1 protein-coding gene is annotated in these 2120 nt (G+C 63.5%); it reads right to left on the reverse strand.

The annotated features are described in order from the left end of the window. Positions 1-2120: VCBS domain-containing protein (locus tag FG99_RS32605; protein WP_043274044.1), on the reverse strand; the 2120-nt coding region annotated here is incomplete at both ends.

Genomic DNA, 2120 nt, shown 5'->3' on the forward strand with positions numbered 1-2120 from the left:
GCGCCGCTGTCATCCTTGGCCTGGTAGGTGAAGGTGACGTCGCGGCTGACACCGGCCGGCAGGCCGTCGAAATCCTGGCCCGGATCGAAGGTGTAGCCGCCATTGGAGTTGAAGGTCAGCGTGCCGTTGCCGGTGCCGACACCACTGGCCAACTGGTAACCGGCAATGATGCCGTCGACATCGCTGGCCGCCGGGACTTGGCCATTGAGGATGGTGTTCTCTTCAGTCGCAGCGCTGCCAGCCTGAGCTACCGGCGCGTCATTGGTGCCAGTGACGGTAATAGTCAGAGTGCTGCCACTGGTAGCGCCCTGGTCATCGGTGACGACTACCGGGATGCTGATGACCTGCGTCTGACCGGCCGCCAGGTGTTGGTAGGCGGCATTGCTGGCATCGAAGGTCCATTTGCCGTCCTGATCCAGGGTGAAGCCGGCGGGGAGAGGGCTGTCGGAGCCGAACTGCAACTGGGCGCCTTGGTCCGCATCAGTGGCCTGCAGTTGGCCATCGATCTGACTGTCTTCGTTGACCGCGGCACTGGCGGTCTGGGCCACTGGCGCGTCGTTGGTACCGGTGATGGTAATGGTCAGGGTGCTGCCACTGGTAGCGCCTTGGTCATCGGTGACGACCACCGGAATGCTGATGATCTGGGTTTCGCCCTCGGCCAGGTGCTGGTAGGCAGCGTTGCTGGCGTCGAAGGTCCATTTGCCGTCCTGATCCAGCGTGAAGCCTGCGGGCAAGGGGCTGTCCGAGCTGAACTGCAGTTGGGCGCCTTGGTCTGCGTCGGTGGCCTGCAACTGGCCATTGATCTGGCTGTCTTCGTTGACGGCGGCATTGGCGGCCTGGGCCACCGGCGCATCGTTGGTGCCGGTCACGGTAATAGTGATGGTCTGCGGATCGCTCAGTGCGCCGCTGTCATCCTTGGCCTGGTAGGTAAAGGTGACGTCACGGCTGACACCAGCCGGCAGGCTGTCGAAGTCGTGGCCCGGATCGAAGGTATAGCTGCCATTGGGGTTGAAGGTCAGTGTGCCGTTGCCGGTGCCGACACCACTGGCCAACTGGTAACCGGCAATGGTGCCGTCGACGTCGCTGGCGGCCGGGACTTGGCCATTGAGGATGGTGTTTTCTTCGGTCGTGGCGCTGCCAGCCTGGGCCACTGGTACGTCATTGGTGCCAGTGACGGTAATAGTCAGAGTGCTGCCACTGGTAGCGCCCTGGTCATCGGTGACGACTACCGGGATGCTGATGACCTGCGTCTGACCGGCCGCCAGGTGTTGGTAGGCGGCATTGCTGGCATCGAAGGTCCATTTGCCGTCCTGGTCCAGGGTGAAGCCGGCGGGGAGAGGGCTGTCGGAGCCAAACTGCAGCTGGGCGCCTTGGTCCGCATCAGTGGCCTGCAGTTGACCATCGATCTGACTGTCTTCGTTGACCGCGGCACTGGCGGCCTGGGCCACCGGCGCATCGTTGGTGCCGGTCACGGTGATAGTGATGGTCTGCGGATCGCTCAGTGCGCCGCTGTCATCCTTGGCCTGGTAGGTAAAGGTGACGTCACGGCTGACACCAGCCGGCAGGCTGTCGAAGTCGTGGCCCGGATCGAAGCTATAGCCGCCATTGGGATTGAAGGTCAGCGTGCCGTTGCCGGTGCCGACATCGCTGGCCAACTGGTAACCGGCAATGCTGCCGTCGACATCGCTAGCAGCCGGAACCTGGCCATTCAGCACATCGTTCTCGGCGGTAGTCGCGTTGCCAGCCAGGGCCACCGGTGCGTCGTTGGTGCCGGTAATGGTCAGCGTCAGAGTGCTGGTGTTGGTGGCTCCCTGGTCGTCGGTGACGATCACCGGGATGCTGATGACTTGGGTCTCGCCATCCGCCAGATGCTGGTAGGCCGGGTCCTTGCCGTCGAGGGTCCAGCTGCCATCGGTTTTCAGGGTGAACCCGGCCGGGGCATTGCCATCGATGCTGAAGGTCAGGACCGCGCCTTCATCGGCGTCAGTGGCCACCAGTTGCCCGGTACTCACCTGGTCTTCGTCGGCCGCCGCGCTGGCAGCCTGAGCGACGGGGATGTCATTGGTGCCGGTTACCGTGATGGTCAGGGTACTGCCACTGGTAGCCCCCTGGTCATCGGT

The sequence above is a fragment of the Pseudomonas sp. AAC genome (assembly GCF_000725445.1).
Lineage (GTDB): Bacteria > Pseudomonadota > Gammaproteobacteria > Pseudomonadales > Pseudomonadaceae > Pseudomonas > Pseudomonas citronellolis.